Origin of the sequence: Corynebacterium bouchesdurhonense (genome assembly GCF_900078305.2) — a bacterium.
GTDB classification, from domain to species: domain Bacteria; phylum Actinomycetota; class Actinomycetes; order Mycobacteriales; family Mycobacteriaceae; genus Corynebacterium; species Corynebacterium bouchesdurhonense.
In genome coordinates this window covers 1,145,630-1,167,673 of the sequence record NZ_LT546028.1, presented here as the reverse complement: position 1 = coordinate 1,167,673, position 22,044 = coordinate 1,145,630, and the positions used below count along the sequence as shown (strand labels likewise).

The following is a 22,044-nucleotide window of genomic DNA, read 5'->3' as shown; positions in this document are numbered from 1 at the left end:
CTAGTCGATGCTGTGCTCGTTGAGCTCGCCGATCAGGTGGTTGACCAGCGGACCCATGGTGGCCAGGCCGTCGCGGATCGCCTGACGGCTGGGCGCGAGGTTAACCACCACGGTGGATCCGGAGACGCCGCAGATGCCGCGGGAGGTACAGGCGTCCACCGCGCCGCAGGCCTGGCCGGAGGAGCGCAGCGCCTGGCTCACGCCCGGCACCATCTTGTCGATCACGGCGCGGGTCGCCTCCGGCGTCTTGTCCCGCGGGCCGACACCGGTGCCGCCGATGGTGAGCACGAGGTCGACACCGCCGACAACGCCGGTCTCGATCGCCTTGCGGATCTCGGACTTCTTCGACTTGGCGCGCACCACCGCGTCCACCTGGAAACCGATCTCGGTGAGCAGCTCGGAAACCATCCGGTGCGTATCGTCGCCCGGGCCCTCGAAGCGGCGGTCCCCCACAAGCACAACCAGCGCGCACGGGGCGCCCGGAGCGCTGTCGCCCTCGAGTTCCGCGGCGCGCAGGAACGCCTCGTCGGGCTCGAGGAAATCGAGGGCGTCATGCGTGCTGGCCATGCGTTTTATACCTTTACTCTCGGCTACTCTCGGCTACTCTCGGCGGTCGGACGGGCGAGGTTCGCATGGAACATTACTCTGAACTCAGCGTCACTTCTACCGTTCGAATCGCGCCGTCGCGGCCCCGCACCTCTAGGGCGACGGTCTCTCCGAAGTCGTGGGAGCGGGTCGCCGCGATGAGGGCGTCGGCGGAGTCCACCAGGCGGTCTCCCACCTTGGTAATGGTCTCACCGGCCTGCAATCCGGCCGCCTCCGCTGGGCTGCCGGGCTCAACCTGCGCGATCATCGCGCCGTCCGTGCCGCTATCCAGCACGCTCACCTGCACGCCCAACATCGGCTGCTTGGCCTCGCCGGTCTCGATGAGCTGGCGGGCCACCCGCTGGGCGAAGTTGGACGGGATGGCGAACCCGAGGCCGATCGACCCGCCCGAGCCCTCGCCGAACCCGCCGGCGGACAGGGAGGCGATGACGGAGTTCATGCCGACCAGGCGGCCCTCCATGTCCACCAGCGGGCCGCCGGAGTTGCCGGGGTTGATGGCGGCGTCGGTCTGGATGCCGTCCATAAGCGAGCTCTGACCCCCGTCCTGCCCCGCGCGCACCGGGCGGTTCAGGGCGGACACGATACCGCTGGTCACGGTGGCAGAGAGGCCGAGCGGCGAACCGACGGCGACCACCTGCTGGCCCACAGCGAGCTTGCTGGAATCGCCGAACTCGAGCACCGGCAGGTCGCGCACACCGTCGATCTTGATCACGCCCACGTCCGTGTTCACGTCGGAGGCGACGAAAGTGGCGGGGTGGCGCGTGCCGTCGTTGAGGGTGACGGTGATGCGGGACTGACCGGAGGCGCCCGCCTCCACCACGTGGTGGTTGGTCAGCACGTAGCCATCGGAGGAGATGATGGAGCCGGACCCCTCAGTGGCGGAGCGCGCGCCCTGCACCTCGATGGAAACAACCGCCGGCAGCACCGCCGCGGCCACCTGCTCCACCGAGCCCTGCGGGGCGGGCAGCTTCCGCTCGTCCACCGGGGTGTCGAGCGCGTTCTGCGTCGCCGCACCGCTGGACGGCTTCGTGGCGCCCTTCGGCTCGTCGACGGCGCTCACAGAGTTAGCCGAGTCGGCCGGGCCGCCGGGGCTGCCCGCCGTCCCGGCCAGGAAGCCGGCGCCGCCGCCCCCCAGCAGAGAGGTAACTACCGCGGCCGCCACAGCCGGCGCCACGCCGGAGCGGCGCTTCGGCTGCGGGCTCGACGCCACCGGGTAGACGCCGGAGGGCTGGGCGGGGATCTCAGATGTGGAGCCCATCGGGGGATACGCGTTACTCATTCGCGTCATTGTCCTCTGCACCTCTGTGCTGCGACTTAGGGGCCCGGCCTACATGTCGCAATGTTAGCTGTGCGTTAGCTGAATGACCCTCCGGCACCGTGACGGTGGCCCGACACCCGACGGCGCACCCTGCGCGACCCCGCCCGCTTCACCTCCGCGGGCGGGTGGCCCGGGAACACGACGCGGAACCGGGTCCCCCCGTCCGGCGACTCCCCCACCGTCACCTCGCAGCCGTGGCGGTCGAGCACCTGCTTCGCAATGGCCAGGCCCAGGCCCGAACCCGGGGTGGAGCGCGCCTCGGTGGAGCGGTAAAAGCGCTCGAAGATGCGCTCGCGCTCGGCGGGGGGAATGCCGGGCCCGGAGTCGTCGACAAGCAGCACGGCCCCCGAGGGCGTGGCGGTCAGCGAGATGCCCACCGTGCCATCGCGCGGGGACCACTTCGCGGCGTTGTCGATGATGTTGAGCGGCCCGCGCACCATCGCGTCGCGGTCGCCGCGCATCACCCACGGATCGACGCGGAAGATGAAGGACACGTCCTTGCGACGGCGCTGCGCACGCTCCAGGGCCTCCGCCAGCACCTCGTCGAGGCGGAACTCCTCCCACACGTCCCCCGGCGCGTCCTCGCGGCCCATGTCGGCGAAGTCCGAGATCAGGGCGCTGAGCTCCTCCATCTGGCCCAGCACGTCGCGCTCGAGCTCGAGGCGCTCGTCCTCCGGGACCTGGTCCAGGCGGTCCTGCCGGAAGAGCTGCACCACCAGCTCCACATTGGTGCGCATCGAGGTCAGCGGCGTCTTCAGCTCGTGGCTGGCGTTGGTCACCAGCTCCGCCTGCCTGACCTTGGACTGCGCAAGGGCGTCCTCCACGGCCCGGTCCGCGGCCCGCCTCGCGGCCGCGCGGGCGAGCGACCCCGCCGCCCAGCCGATGAGCGCGGCCGCCGCCGCGAGCCCCAGAAGCCACCGCGCCACCGCCCGGCCGCGCGCCCCCCCCGGGTCGAGCGGGGCCGCGAGCGCCACCCGCCCCCCCTCGCCGGCGCCGCGCACCCCCCCCCGCTCGCCCGCGACGGTGCGCGCCCCACCCGCCGCGCCGCCTGTGGGCACCGGGTCCCCCCCCGCGAGGCCCGCGCCGTCCCGCCACGCCGCGGCGCGCACGCCCGGGTGCACCGCACGGCACGCAGCCAGCGCGCCGCGGCGTGGCGGGGGCGCAGCTGAGGCGATAAAGGTCGAAGGTGAGATCGGTTCGAGGGGTACAGGGGCGGCGGAGTGAGACAGCCGAGAAAGTGCGCCGGCAGCGTGGGAGGTGCCGCGCCGCCCCCGGCGATCTCACCGGCCAGCGCCGACGCTTGGGCGCCGAGCGCGCGGTCCATGGCCGCCAGCGCGGCCGAGTGGGATGCGTAGACACCGCCCGCCGCTGCGGCGCAAGCGGTGGCGAGGGCTGCGGCACCCGTGACCGTCGCCAAGCAAAAGCTCCCTCGCGACGGCGGCGCGCTCACTCCGCGCTCTCCCGCAGGACGTAGCCCACGCCGCGCACCGTGTGGATGAGGCGCGGCTCGCCGTCGGCCTCCGTCTTGCGGCGCAGGTAGCCGATGTAGACCTCCAGCGCGTTGCCCGAGGTGGGGAAATCGTAGCCCCACACGTCCTCCAGAATCTGCTGGCGGCTGAGCACGCGACGGGCGTTGCGCAACAGCAGATGGAGCAGCTCGTACTCGGTGCGGGTGAGGGAGATAGTGCGCTCCCCGCGGCGCACCTCGCGGGTATCGGAGTTGAGCGTCAGATCCGAAAACGAGAGCGTGGCGCGGTCCAGCGCGCTGTCCTCGGCCGCCACCTCGCTCGTGCGGCGGAGCAGCGAACGCACGCGCGCAAGCAGCTCCTCCAGCGCGAAGGGCTTGGGCAGGTAATCGTCCGCGCCGGCGTCGAGTCCGGCCACGCGGTCCGAGACCGCATCGCGCGCGGTGAGCATGAGCACGGGGGTGCGGTCGCCCTCCTCGCGCAGCGTGCGGCACACCCCGATGCCGTCGAGCTTGGGCATCATGATGTCCAAAATGACCAGGTCAGGGCGCTGGTTCGCAATCGCGTCCAGTGCCTCCACCCCGTCCTGGGCCACCGCTACCTCGTAGCCGTTGAAGCGCAGCCCGCGCCGCAACGCGTCGCGCGCCGCCTGCTCATCATCAACGACCAAGATTTTCATGATGGCGATCTTAACTTTTCTCAGTTGATCGCGCCTGGGATCGCGCTCGGGATCGCGCTCGGGATCGCGCCTGGGATCGCGCCCCGAAAGCAAAAAACCGGACTCCCCACGGGGGAATCCGGTTTCGGTGTCTCAGCGCTTGCAGCGCCTGCGCCGCAGTTAGAACTGCTCGACGTCGATCAGGCCAGCCTGCGCAGCCTTGACCAGGCGGCGCGGGATGCGCACCTCCTGGCCGTCGATCTTGACGGTCTGCAGGTCAGGGTTGTTGGCCTTCCACTGCGAACGGCGCATGCGGGTGTTGGCGCGGGACTTCCTGAATTTGGGGGTTGCCATGAGTCCTTCTCCTCCTTAACTGGCTGTAGTGACTTACTGAGCGTTCTTCTTCTTGCGGCGTGCCATGCCACCGAAGCGCTGGTTGAACTTCTCAACGCGGCCGGCGGTGTCCATGAGACGCTGGGCGCCGGTCCAGAACGGGTGGGACTCGGCGGTGACGTCGACGACCACGAGCGGGTACTCGTTGCCGTCCTCCCACTGCTCAGTGCGGTCGGAGGTCAGGGTGGAGCGCGTCAGGAACTTGTGGCCCGTGTTCGCGTCCTGGAAAATCACCGGGTGGTAATCCGGGTGAATATCGTTCCTCATCGGTTTTCGTCTCCCTCAGGATTGAACTTCAGGTCGGTTCCCGCGCCCGCGCGGGATCGTGCCTGAGTTGGGTGCGACTGTGGTCTTTTCGCCCGATTACTGCCGGACAACTCGCAGTATCATACCGGTGATACGCGCCGTTTCCTAATTCGAGCTTTTGCTTGTCGACGCCACCTTTCCCACCCCATCCCCACCATGCGCACACATCCCCTCCTCCTGCCCGTCGCCGCCGCCGGCGCGTTCACAGCCCTGACGGCGCTCTCCCCCGCCGCGGCCCTTGACACCTTGGCGCGCCTCGCCCCGGTGCTCGGCTTCGCCGCCGGCATGACGGTGGCCGTGAACCTGGCCGCGGAGGCGAACCTCTTCGGCTGGGTGGTGGGCAGGCTCGCGGCGCTGCCGGTCCACCGGGAGGTCACCGCGCTCGGCTTCTTCGTGGTGTGCGCGGTGTGCACCGCCTTCTTCTCCCTCGACACCACGGCGATCATGCTCACGCCGCTGGCCGTGGCGCTGGCGCCGCAGCTCGGCATCCCGGCGGTAGTACTGGCGCTCGAGGTGGTGTGGGTGGCCAACCTCGGCTCGCTCTTCCTGCCCGTGTCCAACCTGACCAACCTCTTGGCCGTGGAGGCCTTCGGCTCGGGCGGTGCATACACCGCCCGCGCGCTCGCCCCTGCGGCCGCCGCGTTGGCGGTTGCGTTGGCGGCGTCTTACGCCGTGCGGGTGCCGCTGCGCAACGCCGCGACCCCGCCCGCACCAAAGCCCGGGGTGCCGCGGCGGCCCACGGGCGCGTTAGCCGTGCTCGCAGCCACCCTCGCGGCGCTGCTTTCCCCGGTGCCGTACTGGGCCACCGCCGCGGCCGCAGCGTGCGCGATGGCGGTTGCGGTGCGCCCGCGCGGCCGGCGCCTCGCCGCCTTGGCGGAGGTTCCCTGGCGCGCGCTACTGCTTGCGGCGCTGCTGTGCGCCGGTGCGGGCATCTTCCTCGAGCTCGGCGGCACCCGCCTCGTCTCGGAGCACCTCGCGGGCGCCGGGCCTATTACTATCGCCGCCGCGGGCGCGGCGACCGCGAACCTGGCCAACAACCTCCCCGCCTACCTGGCGCTCGAGCCGGCGGCGACCGACCCCCGTACGGCGCTGGCACTGCTCATCGGCGTGAACGCCGGCCCGGTGGTGACCCCGTGGGGCTCACTGGCCACGCTGTTGTGGGCGGGGCAGCTGCGCGCCTCCGGTGCCCGGGTGCCGTGGCGGGCATTCGTCCTCTCCGGTCTCCTGCTCGCGCCGGCCGGCGTGGCGGCGGCGGTCGCGGTGCTGCGCTGACGCACACGCAATGGTAGAAATCTCTGTTGCCAAATACTCACCCGAGTAATCGAGGTAATCGAGTAATACGGACCCATCAATCTTCGTAATAAAGGAGTGTCTATGCTGCAGGGCTTCAAAGACTTCATCATGCGCGGCAACGTCATCGACCTCGCGGTCGGTGTTGTGATCGGCGCCGCCTTCACCGCCGTCGTTACCGCGTTCTCGGACAACATCATCAACCCGATGATCGCCTCCGTGGGCGGGGCGGACTTCTCCGGCCTCGGCTTCCACGTCCTCCCGGGCAATGATGCCACCTTCGTAGACTTCGGCGTGCTGATCACCGCCATCATCAACTTCCTCCTCATCGCCGCCGTGATCTACTTCGCGCTCGTGATGCCGATGAACAAGCTCGACGAGGCCCAGAAGCGCCGCAAGGACGTGGACCCGGAAGCGCCGGCCCCCACCGAGCAGGAGCTGCTGGCAGACATCCGCGACCTGTTGGCAAACCAGAACGGCCAGACCAAGCCGCTGGCGTAAAAGCCGCGCCCGCACGCCCGCCGGGATGGCCCGGCAAACGGTGCAAAGCGATTAGGAGATCGCACGCCAAACCTGTATTGTTGACTCTCGCTGTTGTCGAAGTACACGTTTACGCCTGCGTCGACCGATTGCTCATGCACCGTTTTTCCCATTCCGGCGGCCCCTCACTCCGCCGAGGCCGGTGCACACCTCACAGGTAATCAGCGCGTGGGCGGCAGAAGTAAAGGAAGTCAACCCATGTCGGCACATTGCCAGGTCACGGGACGGAAGCCGCAGTTCGGCAAGACCGTCTCGCACTCGCACCGCCGCCACTCGCGCCGTTGGAACCCCAACGTGCAGAAGCGCCGGTTCTACCTGCCCTCCGAGGGCCGCACCATTACCCTGAACGTTTCCACCAAGGGTCTCAAGATCATCGACCGCGACGGCATCGAGTCTGTGGTGGCCCAGATTCGCGCACGGGGTGAGAAGATCTAATGGCACGTAACGATATCCGCCCGATCATCAAGCTCAAGTCCACCGCGGGCACTGGTTTCACCTACGTGACCCGCAAGAACAAGCGCAACAACCCGGACCGCATCACGCTGAAGAAGTACGACCCGGTTGTTCGCAAGCACGTCGAATTCCGCGAGGAGCGATAATCTATGGCTAAAAAGTCCAAGATTGCGAAGAATGAACAGCGCAAGGAGATCGTCGCCCGCTACGCAGAACGTCGTAACGAGCTGAAGGCGATCATCCGTAACCCGGAGACGTCCGATGAGGACCGTCTCGATGCTCAGTTCGAGCTCAACCGTCAGCCGCGCGACGCCTCCCCGGTTCGCGTGCGCAACCGCGACTCGCGTGATGGCCGCCCCCGCGGCTACCTCCGCAAGTTCGGTGTTTCCCGTGTCCGCATGCGCGAGATGGCCCACCGCGGTGAGCTGCCTGGCGTCCGTAAGTCTTCGTGGTAAGGAGGCAGCAACAACATGAAGCGCAATAACAACCAGCGCAAGGCGCGCATGGAGCAGTCCCGCCGCCCGAAGAAGAACCCGCTCAAGGCCAAGGGCATCGAGTCGGTGGACTACAAGGACGTGGAGACCCTGCGTCTCTTCATCTCCGACCGCCACAAGATCCGTTCCCGCCGCGTGACCGGCCTGACGCCGCAGCAGCAGCGCCAGGTGGCCACCGCAGTGAAGAACGCCCGCGAGATGGCTCTTCTGCCGTTCACCAGCCGCTAAGCATCGGTTGACAGCAGCGTAGAGTCACCTCGACTCGTTGAGCGCCCGCACTCCCCCGCAGCTGGGGTCGAGAGCGGGCGCTTTTCTCATTCTCCGGCCTTTAAACAGGCTCGCGCACCGGCTACGGCTGGCAGGGCGCCGGCGGTAGTCCTTCGAGCTGGGCGAGGCGCCCCGCCGCGGCGGTGAGCATTTGCTGGCCCGTGGTGAAGGAGCCATCAGCCGGGAAGGCTGAGAGGGCGGCGGCGGCAAAGGTTGCGTCGGCAAGCGAAAATAGCCCCAGCTGGCGCACCTGGTAGGCGCCGTCCACCCCCGGCCCCCAGCCGCCCTTGAACCTGGCCCCGGGCGATGTGCTCGAGCTGATGGGCGCGATCGACCCGGGCAGCACCCCGAGGCCCCAGGCCTGGCCCGGGTCGATCGCGCCCATCAGCTCGAGCACATCGCCGGCGCCGTCGACGCACGCGAGCGACCCCGCGAGCTGCGCCTCGTGCGCGGGCGTGAGTAGCGTCTGCCCGAAGGTGGAGAACTCCGGGCGCACCACCTCGGTGTTCAGGGGCACCGCGAGGCCTGCCTCGGCGAGCACAGCGTTGACCGCCCCCGGCCCCGCCGCCAAGTAGAGGTTCTCCGCCGCGGTGTTGTCCGACACCGTGATCGCCGACGCCGCCGACGCGTACAGCCCCGCATCCGCCCGCAGGGCAGCGACCGCGATCGGCACCTTGATGGTGGACCACGCCGGAGTCGCCTCAGCGTCCCCCGCGCTCACCACCCCCGCCTCGCCGGCCACGGCGATGCCAAGCCGCCCGCCGTACTCCGCCGCAACCTCCTCCGCGATGGCTTTCAGCTCCGCTTCTAAGGGAGCATTGCTTGCCGACGCCCCCTCCCCAGCCGCTTCGGTACGCACCGGATCCACAGGCGCAGATGGCGTGGACGGCTCCTGCAGCGTGGGCTCGGGCAGCGCGGGCTCCGGCGCTGGCGCCGAGCACGCTGACGCTAGGGCCGCCGCGGCGCAGGCGGCGAGGAGGCAGCGGCGCGCGGTCACTCCCAAATCTTTACGCGGGCGTTGTTGCCGCCCGTGCAGTAAACCGTGGTGCTGCCGCTGCAGGCCATGCTGTAGGTCTTGCCTGTGACCGGGCTGACCGCGCTCACGGTGATCTCGGTGCGGCCGGTGTCGTTGTACACGCGGGTGAAGGCGCTGTACACGTTGGCGGCGAACTCAGGAGACGTGACATCCGTGTCGGGCGCGTAGTTGGCGTAGGTGCGCTTCAGTTCGCCGCCCGTGGCCTCCGCAGTGGTGGTCGCTTTCCGATCCGCGCCGGACGGCTTCGCCGGCTCAGTGTTCTTCCCTACTTTCTTCCCCTCCCCGCCAGCGGTTGTGTCCTCCGTGTCGCCGGCGTCCGCGGGCCCCGTAGTTTTTGGCCCGCTGGTGATCGTGGGTTCTGCCACCTCGTCTTTCTCAAACACGCCGGAGGCGAACGCGTATGCCACCCCGCCGATAATCGCCGCGAGCAGCAGCACGATCAGCGCGATGAGCCAACCGTTGCCCTTGCTCTCCTCCTCCTCCTGCGGCGGGTACTGCTGCGGCGGGTAGCCGGAGTAGCCGTTTGACCACTGGTTGGGGTTCGGTTGCGTCACGGACGGTTCCTTTCTGGCGGGGTCTTAGCAGCGCGACGTGGGCAAGGTGCCGCGGGCGGCGGCGACGCCATCCGCGAGCTCATCGAGCATCGCGTAGCTCTCCTGGTAGCCATGCGGGCTGAACGCCGTGATGGCCACGGCCACGTCACCGTTCGGGCCCGGGATGAGACCGAACTGGCGGGCATAGTGCCCACCATCGCCATAATTCCAGCCGCCCTTGAAGTGCGCACCCGGGATGCGCCCGAGGCCCCAGCGCTGCCACGGCACGATGCGGCCCATCATGTCGTAGACGGGCTCGTGGCCGGGCACGCAGCGCAGCCCGGAAGCGAACTGCGCCTGATCGGAGGTGTTCCACATCGTGCTCATCCACCAGCCGGCGTGGTTGGTGGTGCGGGAGCCGGCCTGCGCGATCACGTCGCCCACCGCCTGAGCTGGGACCTGGGCCTGCATGCGGTGCTGGGCGGCGTTATCGGACTGGGTGATGGCAAGCTCGGCGTCGCGGTAGAACCCGGGGTTCTGGCGCAACGCGGCGATCGAGGTGGGCACCTTGAAGGTTGAAAACGCCGGCAGCGGCCGGTTGTCGCCTGCGGTGAGCTGCACGTCGCGGCCGGCGACAGAGACGGCGATCCAGCCCGCGTGGCGGCCGGACACGTCGCGCACCAGCGTATCCAGGGCGGCCTGGCCGGCCACTGTGTTGAGCGGCGCGGCGGGTCCAGGCGCGGCCGCACCGGCCCGGGAAGGAGGCGCCAGCTGCGCGCGGATCGCTTCGGGGATCTGGCGCCTCGCCTGCTCAGGCAGCTGGTTGTACGCCTGGGTCACGGCCGGGCCGATGAACGGCATCTCGTAGAGCGCCGGGAAGGTGGGGATGACAACGCCGGCGGCGAGCAGCGCGGCGGTAAGACGGGATGACACGGTAAAACGGTGCTCTTCCTGGCTAGTGGGCGAAGTGGCGGGTGCCGGTGAGGTACATGGTCACGCCGGCCTGCTCGGCCGCGGCGATAACCTCCTCGTCGCGGATGGAGCCGCCGGGCTGCACCACGGCCTTCACGCCGGAGTCGGCGAGGATCTGGAAGCCGTCGGCGAAAGGGAAGAAGGCGTCGGAGGCGGCCACCGCGCCGTTGGTGCGGTTCTTGCCGCCGTCGAGGGTGTTGGCGCGGTCCACCGCCAGCTTGGCGGAGTCCACGCGGTTGACCTGGCCCATGCCAATGCCCACGGACGCGCCGTCGGCTGCAATCAGGATGGCGTTGGACTTCACGCAGCGCACCGAGCGCCACGCAAACTCCAGGTCTGCCAGCGTCTCGGCGTCCGCGGCGTCGCCGGCGGCGAGCGTCCAATTTTCCGCTTGGTCGCCCTCGGCCTGGTACGTGTCTCGCTCCTGCACCAGCCAGCCACCGGCAATCTGCTTGCGCTCTTCGCGGACCTCCGCTTGCTCCACCTCGAGGATGCGCAGGTTCTGCTTCTCGCGCAGCTTCTCCAGCGCCTCGTCGGTGTAGGACGGCGCGATGATTACTTCGGTGAAGATGGGCACCACCTGCTCGGCGAGCTCGAGGGTGACCTCGCGGTTGCATGCGATCACGCCGCCGTAGGCGGACACGGGGTCACACGCGTGGGCCTTGGTGTGCGCGTCCGCGATCGAGACGTCGGAGACTGCCACGCCGCAGGGGTTGGCGTGCTTGATAATGGCCACGCACGCGCGCTCGTGGTCCCACGCCGCGCGCCAGGCAGCGTCCGCGTCCTGGTAGTTGTTGTAGCTCATCTCCTTGCCGCCGTGCTGCTTCGCAGCGGCGATGCCCCAGCCCTCGGACTCGAGGCGCGCGGCCTGGTGGGGATTCTCGCCGTAGCGCAGCGCGTTGCCGGAGCTTTCATGCTTGTTGACGCCCGCGCCAACCCCGCCCACCGTCTCCTCCAGCTCCGCCGCGAGCTGGCCGGCCAGCCAGGTGGACACCGCCGAGTCGTACTGCGCGGTGTGCGTGAAGGCCTCGAGCGCGAGCGCCTTGCGCTGGTCCAGGCTGAAGCCGCCGGACCGCACGGCCTCGGCCACGTCGCCGTAGCGGGCGGGCGAGGTCACCACGGCCACGGAGGGGTGGTTCTTGGCGGCCGCGCGCACCATGGACGGCCCGCCGATGTCGATCTGCTCCACGCATTCGTCGTAATCCGCGCCGGAGGCCACGGTCTCCTCGAACGGGTAGAGGTTGACCACCACCAGCTGGAAGGGCTCGATGCCCAGCTCTGCGAGCTGCTTGGCGTGGTCCTCTTTGCGTAGGTCGGCGAGGATGCCGGAGTGCACGCGCGGATGCAGCGTCTTCACGCGGCCGTCGAGCACTTCCGGGAAGCCGGTCAGCTCGGCCACCTCGGTGACGGCCACGCCCGCCTCGGCGATGCGCTTCGCGGTCGAACCGGTGGAGACGATCTCCACCCCGGCCTCGCCCAGGGCCCGGGCGAGGTCCTCCAGACCAGTCTTGTCGTAGACGCTGATGAGCGCGCGCTTGATCTCGATTCCCATTAGAAGGTGACCTTTCCGTTTCCTGTTTCCTGGTGCAGCTGTGCCCGGCCGAGCAGGGCGACGATCTGCTCTCGCTCGGCCTGTTTGATCCGCTCGTGCAGCGATTCCTTGGTGTCTCCGTCCTCGACGGCGATGGCGCGCTGCGCGATGATTTCGCCCGTGTCCACCCCGGCGTCGACGTAGTGCACCGTGCACCCCGTCACCTTCACGCCGTACGCGAGCGCGTCTCCCACCGCGTCCGCGCCCGGGAAGGCGGGCAGCAGCGACGGGTGCGTATTGATGGTGCGGCCCTGGAACCGTTCAAGGAATTCCGGGCCGAGGATCCGCATGAACCCCGCCGAGACCACGAGGTCCGGATGAGCGGCCGCAACCGTCTCCGCGAGCCGGGCGTTCCACGCGCCGCGGTCCGCCTCCATCTCCACCACGGCCGCCTCCACTCCTGCGCGGCGGGCCCGGTCGAGTGCCGGGCACTCCTTGTCCGCGACCACCAGCGTCACGCGGTATCCGCCGTCGCCTGAGGTGGGTTGGTTGTCGAGGATCGCCTGGAGCAAGGTGCCCGTCCCGGAGACGAGGACCACGAGTTCTACTGGTTGGCAGCTCACGGCAACGAGTTTAGCCCGCGGAACCTACTCGCCCTTGATGCCCTCGCCGTCCTCGCTTATGTCCTCGCTAGTGCCCTCGCCAGCCTCCTCGCCGGCGTCATCGTTAGTGTCCTGGCTGGCGTCTTCCTTAGCGTCTTCCCCGGCCCGGGCCGCGCGGCCGCGGACAAGGGCGACCAGCCAAGCGCATAGGCAGGTGACGAAAGTCCAGGCGAACAGCGCCAGGGCGAGGATCCCCGGGCGGGTGCCGACAAACTCGTAGGCGCCGGCCCGGCCGGAGGCGTAGGCGGCGGCCAGGGCCCCAAGCAGGGCGGACCAGGCGGCTGTGGCGGTGGCGTCGACAAGCGAAAAGCCCCTCGTGGCCGCGAAGCGGACCGCAATCGCGGCGGGGACCAGCATGAGCACGGGCGCCCAACTCGGCATCGCCGGTGGGACGGCGGCGAACAGCGGCAGCGGCGGCATCGGGGCTGCAGTGGCGCTGAAGAGGGACAGCGCGCCGGGCCCGTACTCGAAGCTGCCGCCGAGGAGCACGGCGAGCGTTGCCACCACGGCGTTGGGCAGGTAGGCCGCGCACAGCAGCGCAAGGGCGATGCCGCCACCCCAGCCGAGGTTGGGGAACGCGCCGATGAGCTCGCCCACGCGCTGGTAACCGGCCGCGAGCGCGACGAGGTACGCGGCCGCCGCGGCGATGAGCAGGCCGCGCAGGAACGACGCCGCGTGGCCGCAGGCGTCGACCGCCAATTGCGGAACGCCCGCGCGGCTGGCGAGCGCGCGCCAGATCACGGGCCGCACCCCGAAGACGAAGCCGATGAGGTGCAGGCCCAGTGGCAGGAGCAGGGCTGCGGCGGGGTTTGGGGCGGCGATGTTGTAGACGTTCGAGGCGTCGCTGACCATGAACAGGGCGATGCCGCTGAGTACGAGCGAGGTTGCGGTGAGCAGCCCGAGGATCGCCGCCAGGTCGAGCACGCTCACCCGGTCGCGCGTGGCGGCGCGCACCCGCACGGCCACCAGGGCCACGACGCCGACCGCGGGCAGGAGCGGTGCGGCCGCGAGCTCCACGCCGCCGACGACCAGGGGCGCGGCGTGGACCGACAGCCAGGTCTGCCCGATTGCCGCGGGCAGGTAGGTCATGCTCCAGCCGCCGGCGAGCAACACCGCGAGGCAGACCGCGACGATGGTGAGGGCGAGCACGACCAGCGGCGCGCTCGCGTGCGGCGCGTAGGTGCGCAGCCGCTGCCTCCACGTCGTGGGTGCGGCGGGGGTGGGTTTCTCCCGCTTCGCCCCCGGCGCACGCCCCCGGATGGCGCGGCGGCGCTGCGGCTGGGCCGGACGTCGCTGGGGAGCGGAACGGGGGCTAAATTTGGTGCTCATCGACGACAACTTTGCCACCCCGCCCCCACTGCACCGACGATAGACACGGGCGCGTCGTTCCCGGGCAGGTGTAACACTTGTGACACCTGGGACGGATATAAGAAAATTCCTAAATCTGGCTTGCCGCGCCGAGATCAATTCGTTACAGTTAGCACGTCTTAATAACGAGAAGGTTACGGAACCGCCCACGGGGCGGAATCGCGGCCGCTGGATCTTGGTAGAAGAGGGCGCATGTTCAACTCGGCCGCAAAGGGTGGCAAGCACCGGAAGCAGTCCCCCAATAAGGGCCGCGTCGCCTTGGCCGCGGTGACCACCGGCGCGGTGTCCACCGCAGCGCTCTCCGGCGTAGCCGCTGCCGAGCTCGCGGCCCCCAAGGCCGGCTCCGAGAACGTTGACTTCACGCTCGCCGCGGATAGTGACGAGCTGGCTCCGGCCACCGTCACCGCCGACGGGGAGCAGCCCGCCGAGGAGGCCGCCCCACAGATCCTCGCTATTGCCGAGTACAAGCCGGTGGACAACCTGGCAGACCAGCTGAGCAAGGCTGTGGAGCACTCCGTTGAGGTGACTAAGGCAGACCTCGCCGCCCGCATGCCGCAGGTGGTCAAACCGGCAGAGGGCGCGTACACCTCCGGCTTCGGCATGCGCTGGGGCACGATGCACAACGGCATCGACATCGCCAACGCCAACGGCACCCCGATCTTGGCCGTCGAGGACGGCACCGTGATCGACGCTGGGCCGGCGCAGGGCTACGGCAACTGGGTGCGCATCCGCCACGAGGACGGCGCTGTATCCGTCTACGGCCACATGGAGACCGTGGACGTGGCGGTGGGGCAGCACGTCGGTGCCGGCCAGAAGATCGCAGGTATGGGCAACATGGGGTTCTCCACCGGCACGCACCTGCACTTTGAGATCCACCCGGACGGCAACACCCCGGTAGATCCGGCGGCCTGGCTCGCCGCTCGCGGTATCTCGCTCTAGCTGTCCCGGCCCGCTTGGGCTGAATCCGGGGTTTACGCGGGGCGCTGCTCGGGCAGCGCCCCGCTTTCGCGCTTGAGCAACGCATGCGCCTCCACCTCGTGCAAGGGCAGCTTGGCGTCAACCTCTGCGCCGTCGCTGAGCGTGAGCACAGGCTCGCCGCGCCTTTGTCTAATCGCAGCGAAGGATGAGGTGGTCCCGGCCGTCACCCCGAGTACGAAAAACGGGAGGGCCATGGTCATGCCCATGGTGACTGACTGTTCCAGCATCCAGAACGCGGCGAAGATCGCGGCGGAAACCCCTAGCCACGTGAGGTCCACGGTGCCGGGCTGCCGTGCGGTGTGTTCCCACTTCAACTTGGTTGCTCCCATGCCACCAGTGTATCCCCCCGAACCCCACCCCTTTCGTAACACTGTTCACTCGCGCAACACATGTATCACCTGCGGGAATAGGTCGATGCGCGCAAATTCGCACGTCACAGCATTGCCGGGACCCGCCGGAGCCATTACGTTGTACTCCGGCGCGCAACGCCGCCGACAAGCCCCCTCGACGAAAAGGTCTAGCCGAGATTATGAAGCCCCGCCTGCTCGCATCCGCCGCTACCGCCGCTGCGATCGCGGTCGCCGCACCATCGGCCTCCGCGCTCACCCTCAACGTCAACGGCTCGCAGGTGCAGGACGCGCAAGACGTCGCCCGCGCGCTCGGCCAGGCGGCCGGATCCTCCCTGCGCAACGGGGCCACGGTGAACGTGGGCGGCTACAAGGTCGTGTTCGACCCGCGCTCCCTGGGCACGCAGCTCAGCGACGCGTTCGACCCCGCCACCGGGGAGCACCGAGTCCGCGCACAGCGCGGCCGCCCCGCCGACGGGCGCGCGGTGGCCACGCCTGCGGTGGGCATCTTCACGTCCGGTTTCGGCCCGCGCTGGGGCCGAATGCACCAGGGCATCGACATCGCCAACATCTCCGGCACGCCGATCTACGCGGCGATGGACGGCACCGTGGCTGAGGCGGGTCCCGCCTCCGGCTTCGGAAACTGGGTGGTGATCCGCCACGACGGCGGCGAGGTGACCGTCTACGGCCACATGCGCGACTACAGCGTGACGGCCGGGCAGCGGGTGAAGGCGGGCCAGCAGATTGCGGCCATCGGCAACGAAGGCGAGTCCACCGGCCCCCACCTCCACTTCGAGGTGAAGCCGGACGGCGTGACCCCGAACGACCCGGTGGCCTGGTTCAAGCAGCAGGGCATCACCATCTAGCCGCGCTCGAGCCCTGCGGCCGCGTCTCCGCTGTAGCGCCTCAGCTACAGCTTCTCCATCGGCACGCCGCCGATGAGCATCAGCCGCACCGTGCCCGAGGACCCGAAGTCCACTGTGGCCGTTTCGCGCACACCGGAGCCCTCCACGGTGAGCACCGTGCCCAGCCCGTACTTGGCGTGGTTCACGCGGTCCCCCGCCGAGAGGTTGAGGTTCTTGTTCACCTTCACCTCGCTGCCGCCGGTGCCGAACCGGCGCTTCGCGCGAGACGGCACGGGGCGCGGTGAGCCCCACGCGTCGCTCGCCGGCTCGGGGGCGAGACGGCGCCAGTCCACAAGCTCCCCCGGCACCTCGGCGAGGAAGCGGCTGGCCGGGTTGGTCACCGGTGCACCCCAGGACGAGCGCAGGATCGCGCGGGTGAGGTAGAGGCGCTCGCGGGCGCGAGTGATGCCCACGTAGGCGAGGCGGCGCTCCTCGGCCAGCTCGGCCGGGTCCCCGAGCGACCGCAGGTGCGGAAACTGCCCGTCCTCCCAGCCAGTGACAAAGACCACGGGGAACTCGAGCCCCTTCGCCGTGTGCAGCGTCATCATCGTGACCACACCCTGCTCGTTGTCGGGCAGCTGGTCCGCGTCGGCGACAAGGGAGACCTTCTCCAAAAACGCCTGCAGGGAGCCGGGCGCGGCCTCGCCCTCCTCCATCACCGCGTCCAACTCCTCCTGGGACATGTAGGCCACTTGGTTGGCGGCCTCCGAGGAGAACTCGCGGGCGACGGAGACCAGCTCGTTCAGGTTGTCTAGGCGCGCCGCGTCCTGCGGGTCGTTGGAGGCCTCCAGCTCCGCCTTGTAGCCGATCACCTCGAGGATGCGGGCCACAAGCTGGCCCAGGTCGGGCATGCCCGTGGCCTCGTTGACCATCTGCGGCATCTCGGCGCGGACGCCGTCCATCATCTCCACAAATCCGGCGATGGCGTTACGGGCGCGCGCGCCGAGCATGTCGACGTTGCCCAAGGATGCGTCGACAAGCGCTGCCCCAAAACTCTGGTTCGTGTTGTCCGCGTGCAGGGCGACCATCGCCTGCGCCTTGTCCCCGATGGCGCGCTTCGGCACGTTGACGATGCGGCGCAGGCTCACCGTGTCATCTGGGTTGTCCAGCACCTTCAGGTAGGCCACGATGTCGCGGATCTCGCGACGCTCGTAGAAGCGGGTGCCGCCCACCACCTTGTACGGGATACCGGAGCGGATAAAGATGTCCTCCATCGCGCGCGACGCGTTGTTGGTGCGGTACATGATGGCCATGTCGGAGTAGGGCACGCCCGCGTCCGCCAGCTCGTCGATCTCGGAGGCGATGAAGCGGGCCTCGTCGTGCTCGTTGTCCGCCACATAACCCACGATTTTCTCGCCTGTGCCGTGGTCCGTCCACAGCTTCTTGGGCCGGCGGTCCGCGTTTTGGGCGATCACGGCGTTCGCGGCGCTCAGGATGTTCTGCGTGGAGCGGTAGTTCTGCTCCAGCACGATGGTGGTGGCCGTGGGGTAGTCGCGCTCGAACTCCTCGATGTTGCGGATCGTGGCGCCGCGGAACGCGTAGATGGACTGGTCCGAGTCACCCACCACGGCGAGCTCCGGCGCGTCCGGGCCGTCCCCCACCAGGGTGTGGATCAGCTCGTACTGGGCGTGGTTGGTGTCCTGGTACTCGTCCACCAGCACGTGGCGGAAGCGGCGACGGTAGTAATCCGTCACCTCCGGATGCTCCTTGAAAATGCGCACCACTTCCCCGATCAGGTCGTCGAAATCGAGGGAGTTGGCCTGCCGCAGGCGCCGCTGGTAGTCGGCGTACACCTTTGCCACGGTGGTCTCGAACGGGTTGTGGGTGCGCTCCGCCTGGGCCAGCGCCTCCTGTGGGCCCACCAGCTCGTTCTTCAGGTTGGAGATCGCGTTGGCCAGGGTACGCGGGGTGAACTTCTTCAGGTCCAGGTTGTGGTCCTTGGCAATCATCCCGAGCAGACGCCGGGAATCGTCCGCGTCATAGATGGTGAAGTTGGTGTTCAGCCCCGGCACCAGCTGCGCCTGCTGGCGCAGGATGCGCACGCACACGGAGTGGAACGTGGCCACCCACATCCGCTCAGCCTGCGGCCCCACCAGCGCCGCCACGCGCTCTCGCATCTCTGCGGCGGCCTTGTTGGTGAAGGTGATGGCGAGGATCTGCCACGGCGCCACCCCGCGGTCCTGCAGCAGGTGGGCGATGCGGCGGGTGAGCACCGCGGTCTTGCCGGAGCCGGCGCCCGCCACGATCAGCAGCGGGCTACCCTCGTGCACCACGGCCGCCTGCTGCTGCGGATTCAAACCCAGGGTCAGATCAGTCATGGCCGTAACTGTACTAACGCTTCCCACACGCTCCCGCGCGAGTGTTCGAACTGGCATAATCTTCTGCCATGAGCGAGCTCGAAATCCGCATCCCCTCCGGCACCGACGACCCGCTTTCCGACGCGGAGATTCAGGCCTACCGCAAGGAGATCGACCGGCTCGACCGCACCATCTTGGACGCGGTGAAGCGGCGCACCGAAATTTCCCGGGCTATCGGCAAGACACGCATGGGCTCCGGCGGCACCAAGCTGGTCCACACGCGCGAGGTGGCCATTATCAACCAGTTCCGCGACGAACTGGGCGAGGAAGGCCCGGCCTTGGCGCAGATCCTGCTCCGCCTCGGCCGCGGCAAGCTGGGGTAGCCCCGCCCTGCTCCACCCAGCCCCGCCTAGCCCCAGCACGCGCTGTGGCCGACGCGCCAGGCGCGATTTGGCTACCGTTGTTTGAGATGACACTGACGCCGCCCGGGAGGCAGATATGACCGACATCACGTCCACGGAGAGCTGGGGCAACCTCGAGAAACTCCACGCGGAGAAGTCCCGCACAACGCTGCGCGACCTGTTCCACGCGGACCCGGAGCGCGCCCAGCGCTACGCCTTCGACGCCGCGGGGTTGCACGTGGACTTGTCCAAGAATTTGGTGGACGGGGACGTCGTCAAGCAATTGCTCCTCCTCGCGCGGGACGCGCAGCTGCGCGAGCGCATCGACGCGATGTTCGACGGCGAGCACATCAACAACACCGAGGACCGGGCGGTGCTGCACACCGCCCTGCGGATCCCCGCCGAGGAGGACCTCGAAGCGGACGGCCAGGATGTGGCCGCGGACGTCCACGACGTGCTCGGCCGCATGCGCGACTTCGCCACCGCGCTGCGATCCGGCGAGTGGCTCGGCCACACCGGGCACACCATCAAGAAGGTGGTCAACATCGGCATCGGCGGCTCGGATTTGGGTCCAGCGATGGCCACTCGCGCGCTTCGCAGCTTTGCGACGGCAGGTATCAGCGCCGAATTCGTCTCCAACATCGACCCGGCCGACATCGCGGCCGTGCTCGAGCGCTCAAACGCGGAGGAGACGCTGTTCATCGTGGCCTCCAAGACCTTTACGACGCAGGAGACGCTGACCAACGCCCACACGGCGAAGCGCTGGCTGCTGGAGCAGTTCGGCGGTGACGAGGCCGCGGTGGCGAAGCACTTCGTGGCGGTGTCCACCAACGAGGAGAAGGTGGCCGAGTTCGGCATCGACACCAAGAACATGTTCGAGTTCTGGGACTGGGTCGGCGGACGCTACTCCATGGACTCCGCCATCGGGTTGTCCCTGATGGCCGTGATCGGCCCGCAGGACTTCATGCGCCTGCTCGAGGGGTTCCACGCGATGGACGAGCACTTCCGCACAGCCCCCTTCGAGGAGAACGTGCCCGTGCTCATGGGGTTGCTCAACGTTTGGTACCGCAACTTCCACGGGGCGCAGACGCACGCGGTGCTGCCGTACTCGCAGGACCTCGCCCGGTTCCCCGCGTACTTGCAGCAGCTGACCATGGAATCCAACGGCAAGTCCGTGCGCCGTGGCGGCGAACGGGTGATCTACGACACGGGCGAGGTCTTCTGGGGCGAGCCGGGCACCAACGGCCAGCACGCCTTCTTCCAGCTCATCCACCAAGGCACCACCCTGGTGCCAGCAGACTTCATCGGCTTCGCCTCCCCGGCGGAGGATTTCCCGGGAGCCGACGGTACGGGCTCTATGCACGACCTGCTCATGGGCAACTTCTTCGCGCAGACGAAGGTGCTGGCCTTTGGCAAGACCCAACAGGAGATTGAGGCGGAGGGGGTTTCGCACGAGCTAGCCCCCCACAAGGTCATGCCGGGCAACCGCCCCACCACCACGATCCTGGCCGAGCGGCTCGACCCGCGCACGCTCGGCGCACTGATCGCGCTCTACGAGCACATCGTGTTCACCGAGGGGGCGATTTGGGACATCAACTCCTTCGACCAGTGGGGCGTTGAGCTGGGTAAGCAGCAAGCCAACGACCTCGCCGCCGCCGTGCAGGGCGAGGAGGAGCCGGACACCGGCGACGCATCCACCGACGCCCTGATTGCTTGGTACCGGGAGCACCGCTAATGGGAGACGCAGTATCGGCCGATTCGTACACCCCGCGCCAGCGCACCACCTATCGGCGTCGCCTCGAGGACGAGCTGGAGCGCTTCGACCGCCACCTGCAGGAAGCGGAGTTCATCGACCACGGGACGATCGGGCTCGAGCTCGAGCTGAACCTGGTGGACGACAACATGCAGCCGCACCCCAACAACCAGGCGGTGCTGGAGCGACTCGGGGACGAGTATCAGGCGGAGATCGGCTCGTACAACGTGGAGCTCAACCACCCACCGCTCGGCATCGAGGGCGACGGCCTGCACCGGCTCGCCCAGGGCGTGGAAGAACGGCTGCGTACTGTCCAAGAGGCGGCGGAGGCGGCCGGTTCCACGGTGGCGATGGTGGGGACGCTGCCTACCATGAACTCCCCGTTCCTCGACGGTCCGGACTGGATGACGCAGGAGAACCGCTACGCGGGCCTGAACAACTCCATCCTGGAATCGCGCGGCGAGCTGGTCAAGATCGACCTGCGGCGCGAGGAGAAGTATGTCCACTACTTTGAGACGATCGCCCCAGAGTCCACCTGCACCTCGATGCAGCTACACCTCCAGGTGGCCCCCAACCGGTTCGCGGACGCGTGGAACGCCTCGCAGGCCATCGCCGGCGTGCAGGTGGCGCTCTCCGCCAACTCGCCGCTGTTCATGGGCACGAAGGTGTGGCACGAATCGCGCATCCCGGTGTTCAAGCAGTCAATCGACACCCGCACCCAGGAGCTGATCCACCAAGGCGTGCGGCCCCGCGTGTGGTTCGGCGAGCGCTGGATCACCAATGTCTTCGACCTGTTCGAGGAGAACGTGCGGTACTTCTCCCCCATCCTGCCGGAGGGCCGCGCCGCCGCGGGCCAGCCGTTCATGAACGGGGAGAACCCGGGCCTGCACTACCTCAACCTGCATAACGGGACGATCTGGCGCTGGAACCGCCCGATCTACGATCCGAACGGGCAGCTGAGCCACATCCGGGTGGAGAACCGGCTGCTGCCCGCCGGGCCGACCGTGGCAGACATCGTGGCCGACGCGGCGTTCTACTACGGCTTGGTCAAGGCGCTCAGCGAGCAGACCCGCCCTGTGTGGTCGCGCATGCCGTTTGAGACCGCGCTGAACAACTTCCACGCGGCAGCCAAGCACGGCATCACCGCGCGCCTGGAGTGGCCGACCCTCGGATCGATCGCGGCAACGGACCTGGTGGAGAACCACCTGCTGGACCTGGCGCACAGCGGTCTGCGCATGCTCGAGGTGGACCCGGCCTGCGCCGACGAGTACCTCGGCATCATCGAAGGGCGCGTGCGCGCGAAGCAGAACGGCGCGACGTGGCAGCTCGCCGCGCTCGACCAGGTCGCGCCCAACTCCAAGCCGGCAACCAGCGAGCGGGCCGAGGCACTCACCCGTGTGCTCCGGCAGTACCTGGCAAACCAGGCCACCGGCACGCCGGTGCATGCTTGGCCGCTCGAGGTCCAGTAGG

The 22,044-nt window shown here is 68.6% G+C and carries 25 protein-coding genes; 11 read left to right on the top strand and 14 right to left on the bottom strand.

Annotated elements, in window-relative coordinates; all coding sequences use genetic code 11:
- The 6 genes from BN4252_RS10335 to BN4252_RS10310 all read right to left on the bottom strand — a co-directional run bounded on the left by BN4252_RS10335 (position 1) and on the right by BN4252_RS10310 (position 4,708).
- Positions 1 to 567: a MogA/MoaB family molybdenum cofactor biosynthesis protein gene (locus BN4252_RS10335; protein ID WP_066530446.1), complete on the bottom strand. Its 567-nt coding sequence runs from the start codon at positions 565 to 567 to the stop codon at positions 1 to 3.
- Between the two features lie 73 nt (positions 568 to 640).
- A complete protein-coding gene (locus BN4252_RS10330) occupies positions 641 to 1,885 on the bottom strand; it encodes a S1C family serine protease (protein WP_078056900.1) in 1,245 nt (414 codons plus the stop codon).
- A gap of 74 nt (positions 1,886 to 1,959) precedes the next feature.
- Entirely contained in the window at positions 1,960 to 3,033 is a 1,074-nt protein-coding gene (locus BN4252_RS10325) for a sensor histidine kinase (protein WP_230208634.1), read from the bottom strand.
- A 337-nt stretch (positions 3,034 to 3,370) separates the two neighbouring features.
- The gene (locus tag BN4252_RS10320) at positions 3,371 to 4,069 is read right to left on the bottom strand and encodes a response regulator transcription factor (protein ID WP_066530441.1); all 699 of its coding nucleotides are present in this window, start codon (positions 4,067 to 4,069) and stop codon (positions 3,371 to 3,373) included.
- Positions 4,070 to 4,228: 159 nt separating this feature from the next.
- Positions 4,229 to 4,402 carry a 50S ribosomal protein L32 gene (gene rpmF / locus BN4252_RS10315; RefSeq protein WP_066530439.1) on the bottom strand — a complete coding sequence of 58 codons (174 nt, stop codon included), beginning with the start codon at positions 4,400 to 4,402 and terminating at the stop codon, positions 4,229 to 4,231.
- A gap of 33 nt (positions 4,403 to 4,435) precedes the next feature.
- Positions 4,436 to 4,708: a type B 50S ribosomal protein L31 gene (locus tag BN4252_RS10310; protein WP_066530436.1), complete on the bottom strand. Its 273-nt coding sequence runs from the start codon at positions 4,706 to 4,708 to the stop codon at positions 4,436 to 4,438.
- 195 nt (positions 4,709 to 4,903) lie between these two features.
- Between BN4252_RS10310 and BN4252_RS10305 the strand changes: the two genes are divergently transcribed.
- The 6 genes from BN4252_RS10305 to rpsR all read left to right on the top strand — a co-directional run bounded on the left by BN4252_RS10305 (position 4,904) and on the right by rpsR (position 7,752).
- The gene (locus BN4252_RS10305; RefSeq protein WP_066530434.1) at positions 4,904 to 6,019 is read left to right on the top strand and encodes an SLC13 family permease; all 1,116 of its coding nucleotides are present in this window, start codon (positions 4,904 to 4,906) and stop codon (positions 6,017 to 6,019) included.
- A 102-nt stretch (positions 6,020 to 6,121) separates the two neighbouring features.
- Positions 6,122 to 6,538, top strand: coding sequence for a large conductance mechanosensitive channel protein MscL (gene mscL / locus BN4252_RS10300; protein ID WP_066530432.1), 417 nt, complete (start codon positions 6,122 to 6,124; stop codon positions 6,536 to 6,538).
- A 237-nt stretch (positions 6,539 to 6,775) separates the two neighbouring features.
- Entirely contained in the window at positions 6,776 to 7,012 is a 237-nt protein-coding gene (gene rpmB, locus BN4252_RS10295; RefSeq protein WP_066530429.1) for a 50S ribosomal protein L28, read from the top strand.
- Entirely contained in the window at positions 7,012 to 7,176 is a 165-nt protein-coding gene (gene rpmG / locus BN4252_RS10290; protein ID WP_006841072.1) for a 50S ribosomal protein L33, read from the top strand. The genes rpmB and rpmG overlap by 1 nt, the downstream gene beginning before the upstream one ends.
- A 3-nt stretch (positions 7,177 to 7,179) precedes the next feature.
- The gene (gene rpsN / locus BN4252_RS10285) at positions 7,180 to 7,485 is read left to right on the top strand and encodes a 30S ribosomal protein S14 (protein ID WP_066530427.1); all 306 of its coding nucleotides are present in this window, start codon (positions 7,180 to 7,182) and stop codon (positions 7,483 to 7,485) included.
- A 15-nt stretch (positions 7,486 to 7,500) separates the two neighbouring features.
- On the top strand, positions 7,501 to 7,752 hold the full coding sequence (gene rpsR, locus BN4252_RS10280; protein ID WP_066530425.1) for a 30S ribosomal protein S18: 252 nt from the start codon (positions 7,501 to 7,503) through the stop codon (positions 7,750 to 7,752).
- A gap of 121 nt (positions 7,753 to 7,873) precedes the next feature.
- On the opposite strand, the gene BN4252_RS10275 is transcribed toward rpsR, so the two are convergent.
- From BN4252_RS10275 to BN4252_RS10250, 6 genes are read right to left on the bottom strand one after another with little or no spacing between them, the layout of a single operon-like run.
- Entirely contained in the window at positions 7,874 to 8,788 is a 915-nt protein-coding gene (locus BN4252_RS10275; RefSeq protein WP_066530422.1) for a serine hydrolase, read from the bottom strand.
- Positions 8,785 to 9,381: a hypothetical protein gene (locus BN4252_RS10270; protein WP_066530419.1), complete on the bottom strand. Its 597-nt coding sequence runs from the start codon at positions 9,379 to 9,381 to the stop codon at positions 8,785 to 8,787. Before BN4252_RS10270 ends, BN4252_RS10275 begins: the two co-directional genes overlap by 4 nt.
- Before the next feature lie 24 nt (positions 9,382 to 9,405).
- The gene (locus BN4252_RS10265) at positions 9,406 to 10,293 is read right to left on the bottom strand and encodes a serine hydrolase (protein WP_066530412.1); all 888 of its coding nucleotides are present in this window, start codon (positions 10,291 to 10,293) and stop codon (positions 9,406 to 9,408) included.
- 22 nt (positions 10,294 to 10,315) lie between these two features.
- Positions 10,316 to 11,884: a bifunctional phosphoribosylaminoimidazolecarboxamide formyltransferase/IMP cyclohydrolase gene (purH, locus tag BN4252_RS10260; RefSeq protein ID WP_066530410.1), complete on the bottom strand. Its 1,569-nt coding sequence runs from the start codon at positions 11,882 to 11,884 to the stop codon at positions 10,316 to 10,318.
- Positions 11,884 to 12,486, bottom strand: a complete 603-nt coding sequence (gene purN / locus BN4252_RS10255) for a phosphoribosylglycinamide formyltransferase (protein ID WP_066530408.1) — start codon at positions 12,484 to 12,486, stop codon at positions 11,884 to 11,886. The genes purH and purN overlap by 1 nt, the downstream gene beginning before the upstream one ends.
- Positions 12,487 to 12,510: 24 nt before the next feature.
- Positions 12,511 to 13,854 (bottom strand): cell division protein PerM, encoded by a 1,344-nt coding sequence (locus tag BN4252_RS10250; protein WP_143341201.1) that lies wholly within the window; start codon positions 13,852 to 13,854, stop codon positions 12,511 to 12,513.
- Positions 13,855 to 14,085: 231 nt separating this feature from the next.
- On the opposite strand from BN4252_RS10250, the gene BN4252_RS10245 reads away from it, so the two are divergent.
- Positions 14,086 to 14,832: a M23 family metallopeptidase gene (locus BN4252_RS10245; protein ID WP_066530402.1), complete on the top strand. Its 747-nt coding sequence runs from the start codon at positions 14,086 to 14,088 to the stop codon at positions 14,830 to 14,832.
- Between the two features lie 32 nt (positions 14,833 to 14,864).
- Here BN4252_RS10245 and BN4252_RS10240 read toward each other — a convergent pair whose 3' ends face one another.
- Complete coding sequence (locus BN4252_RS10240; RefSeq protein ID WP_066530396.1) at positions 14,865 to 15,200, bottom strand: hypothetical protein; 336 nt, start codon at positions 15,198 to 15,200, stop codon at positions 14,865 to 14,867.
- A 200-nt stretch (positions 15,201 to 15,400) separates the two neighbouring features.
- Between BN4252_RS10240 and BN4252_RS10235 the strand changes: the two genes are divergently transcribed.
- Positions 15,401 to 16,084, top strand: a complete 684-nt coding sequence (locus BN4252_RS10235) for a M23 family metallopeptidase (RefSeq protein WP_066530392.1) — start codon at positions 15,401 to 15,403, stop codon at positions 16,082 to 16,084.
- Between the two features lie 44 nt (positions 16,085 to 16,128).
- On the opposite strand, the gene pcrA is transcribed toward BN4252_RS10235, so the two are convergent.
- Entirely contained in the window at positions 16,129 to 18,441 is a 2,313-nt protein-coding gene (pcrA, locus tag BN4252_RS10230) for a DNA helicase PcrA (RefSeq protein WP_066530385.1), read from the bottom strand.
- 68 nt (positions 18,442 to 18,509) lie between these two features.
- Here pcrA and BN4252_RS10225 point away from each other — a divergent pair, with 68 nt between their 5' ends.
- The 3 genes from BN4252_RS10225 (at position 18,510) to BN4252_RS10215 (ending at position 22,043) form a co-directional block, all read left to right on the top strand.
- Positions 18,510 to 18,803, top strand: a complete 294-nt coding sequence (locus BN4252_RS10225) for a chorismate mutase (RefSeq protein ID WP_066530377.1) — start codon at positions 18,510 to 18,512, stop codon at positions 18,801 to 18,803.
- Positions 18,804 to 18,918: 115 nt separating this feature from the next.
- Positions 18,919 to 20,556, top strand: coding sequence for a glucose-6-phosphate isomerase (gene pgi / locus BN4252_RS10220; protein ID WP_066530375.1), 1,638 nt, complete (start codon positions 18,919 to 18,921; stop codon positions 20,554 to 20,556).
- A complete protein-coding gene (locus BN4252_RS10215) occupies positions 20,556 to 22,043 on the top strand; it encodes a glutamate-cysteine ligase family protein (protein ID WP_066530373.1) in 1,488 nt (495 codons plus the stop codon). Before pgi ends, BN4252_RS10215 begins: the two co-directional genes overlap by 1 nt.
- The last annotated feature ends 1 nt before the right edge of the window (position 22,044 follow it).